A 3,131-nucleotide genomic window follows, 5' to 3' on the forward strand; every position below is an offset into this window, starting at 1 on the left:
ATAGAAGCTAATATTACGAGATAAAAAGGCCTTTTTCCGTTAAAATAACTTCATAATTGACAAAAGGGTTGGAAATCAATTCGATTTCCAACCCTTTTGTCTACAGTCTGAAGAATCCATTACAATGGATTCTTTATCTTTTTCTTTATTCACCTAAAATATTTCGTCTCGCTTACATCGTCAATTCATAAGACAAGAATTCGGAACGTTGACTTTCACGCTTGTCGAGCATAATCTGTTCCGGCTGAATGCCTTGCTCACGTAGTACTTCAATGTTCTGCATGAGGAATTCATCGCTGCCGACAATATAGAACAGGCCATCCTTATCCGCGGCAAGTTTTTTTACTTCTTCATAGTAGTCTTTACGGTTATCGACGAACTGTGATGTGAATTTTTTGTCAGGTGCGGATTCAAAAATATTTTTGAATAAGTAGTTTCTTGATGAATCGATGTTCAAAGAATGAATTTGATTGACATTATCAGCACGATCAAAATAATCAAGTACAAGCGGTCTGAAAGTGGCTAGGCCGACACCAGAGGATAGCAGGTACACGTTTTTATCTTCTCTTTTGAGCGGTACATTCGAATGAATTTTAAAGATCGCAACCTCATCGCCGACTCCAAGGTTTCTTAAAATCGATTTGAACAGAGAGCACTGCTCACGAATGCGAGTTGTAATACCGATTGAATTTTCGTGTGGCAAAGTGGAAATTGACATATGGCGAATCAAACTGCGATTTGGCTTATCTCCAGCATTAAAACCTTCCAATGCCAAGTGAATATGGGCGCCTTCTTCCCATGTTACGCCTTCCGGACAGTCGAGCAAGTATGTTTTCACCTCAGGTGTTTCTTCAATGATCTTATTTATTTTCGTCCAGTATATTTGCATTCAATATCCTCCTGACTCAATTTAATGTATCGTTACTACCTACTATACAATAATTGATAATGATTATCAATTAAAGGGGTTGATTATTTCAGATAATTTATGTGGTGTTAATATAAAGGCATTTTAAATAGCTTTGAAATTGTAACTTTCAACCTTTTCAATCGTATAAATAATAACAATATTATTAAGTTTTAAAGGGGATGAGAGCATGATAAGCGAAATGATTATGGCTGTTATTTTTATGATCCCATTATATGCATTCTTTATTTGGACTTATAGTTGCCCGGAAGATAGTTTTTTATTTGGAAGGCGCTGGATGTTTGAGGAAGAACCCGAGGTATCTCCATATGTAATCCGTTATTTAAAATTCGCATCAATTTCCGCCATGATTGGAACACCGATTATTATCATTAGTATTTTTTTAAGCTAATCAGCTTTCGGACTTTCTATAGTTGTCTTTCTATTTGTCCTTGTTGTAGGGGCGGCGATCATATTTACAAGGAACAGTAAGCGATAGTGTGATTAATAGATAGTTAACTCACAATGAATTGATGTAAGCGCCGCTGTTAATGAAGAAATGCTATTTTATTAAATAAGATCATTTGTAGAATAAATACCTGAAAAATATCGTTAAGATTAAGAAAAGAAGAGATGAAACACCTACAAAAGTGGAGATTTTCACCAATGATACAGGGAAGAGGCAGACCTACGATGGAACAAATAAAAATCGCTTTCCATGAAAGCTTAATGATGGCATAGAAAAGAAATAACAGTAAATTGAACTGCCTATACTATTCAACCTACCTGAATCCCTCTTACTATCATGAATGATCCGTTAGCTTACTTTTTATATAAATAAGAGAAGCCCCCGTAAAGGAAAAGGGCAATTCGTGTTGTAATATAAATGGAGAATTCCAATGAAGTATATTTTCTTTCCCGCAAAATCTCTTTAAAAAATCGCTGATATGTGAAACAGGCTATCCAAAGGAATAATTGTTGTCGATAGGCTCCTAATTGATGATTTTTTCCGCATAAAAAAGAAATAGCAAGCTGTAACTCATATAATACCTATGCCATTTGCCTATCTGACCTTGTTTAAGAAAACTAAATCCTTCCGAAATTCTTTCGTGATCAGGTGAGATTGAACTAAAATGGATAAACCATCAAGCATAATACGCCCGTATCCCTTATCCTGATCAAACCACTTAACAATACCTTCTCTCCTCATATCTTTTCAATACTCTTTCAATTTTTTTATATGCTTTCAAAAGAAGTATTGACATAACCAAATTCATTAAAATTAAATAGATGAACACTAACCGGATAGATGCTCCGAAGGCAAGTAACCTTCTGAGGAAAGACAATCCGGTTCTTAAGAGGTATTATATAAGAGATTGTTAAAAAAATAATGGAAGTGGGATATACGTGGCGATCATCCAAGATTTGTTTAGCTTTATACTTCATATTGATGAGCATCTAGTGGAAATTATTCAGAAGTTCGGTTTTGGCACTTACTTTATTCTATTTTTAATTGTTTTTGTTGAGACGGGCATTGTTATTTTTCCATTTCTTCCGGGAGATTCACTATTGTTTGCGGGCGGAACGTTTGCTGCGGTCGGTGCTTTGGATTTAGGTCTATTGCTCATTATCTTTTTTGCAGCGGCTGTAATTGGCGATACGGTTAACTATCATATTGGTAAAAAAGTTGGAACAACGATAAAGCCGGGCAGTTTTTTAGGCAAATTAATCAACCAAGAAAAAATGAATAAAGCAGAAAGATTTTTTAACAAACATGGCGGGAAAACCATTGCACTTGCCAGATTCATGCCATTTATTCGTACGTTCATCCCTTTTGTGGCAGGAGCCAGCCGAATGAACTATCGATATTTTTTAATTTATAACATAATCGGAGCGGCCATATGGATAGGTACATGTACGATAACGGGTTATTTCTTTGGGAACATCCCAATTATAAAAAATAACTTCTCAACTGTTATTTTAGCCATTATCTTTTTGTCGGTACTGCCAGCTATGATCGGGGTAGCAAAAGAACATTTAAAGAATAGAAAAAAGCTTGCATAAGCCATAAAAGAGAAGATGATCCTTCTATAGGATGATTGAGTAAGAGAATAAAAAGGGGCTGTCCAGAAAGTCAGTGAAAACTGATTTTCTGTGATAGTCCCTTTCTGGTTGGAGAATAAATGGGGAACCCCTGACAACCGTCGCTTTCCGTTCCAGGCGC

At 35.8% G+C, this 3,131-nt stretch carries 3 protein-coding genes; 2 read left to right on the plus strand and 1 reads right to left on the minus strand.

Annotated elements, in window-relative coordinates; genetic code table 11:
* Nucleotides 1-172 precede the first annotated feature (172 nt).
* Nucleotides 173-889 (minus strand): dihydropteridine reductase, encoded by a 717-nt coding sequence (locus WFH04_RS17925; protein ID WP_336825668.1) that lies wholly within the window; start codon nt 887-889, stop codon nt 173-175.
* A gap of 208 nt (nt 890-1,097) precedes the next feature.
* Here WFH04_RS17925 and WFH04_RS17930 point away from each other — a divergent pair, with 208 nt between their 5' ends.
* Entirely contained in the window at nt 1,098-1,319 is a 222-nt protein-coding gene (locus WFH04_RS17930; RefSeq protein ID WP_336825670.1) for a hypothetical protein, read from the plus strand.
* Between the two features lie 995 nt (nt 1,320-2,314).
* Entirely contained in the window at nt 2,315-2,971 is a 657-nt protein-coding gene (locus WFH04_RS17935; RefSeq protein ID WP_336825672.1) for a VTT domain-containing protein, read from the plus strand.
* Nucleotides 2,972-3,131: the final 160 nt, after the last annotated feature.

This window comes from Sporosarcina sp. USHLN248 (assembly GCF_037144575.1).
GTDB classification, from domain to species: domain Bacteria; phylum Bacillota; class Bacilli; order Bacillales_A; family Planococcaceae; genus Sporosarcina; species Sporosarcina contaminans.

Coding starts and splice junctions, on each gene's coding strand:
- WFH04_RS17925 (WP_336825668.1), bottom strand. CDS start 889: ATGCAAATATACTGGACGAAAATAAATAAGATCATTGAAGAAACACCT.
- WFH04_RS17930 (WP_336825670.1), top strand. CDS start 1,098: ATGATAAGCGAAATGATTATGGCTGTTATTTTTATGATCCCATTATAT.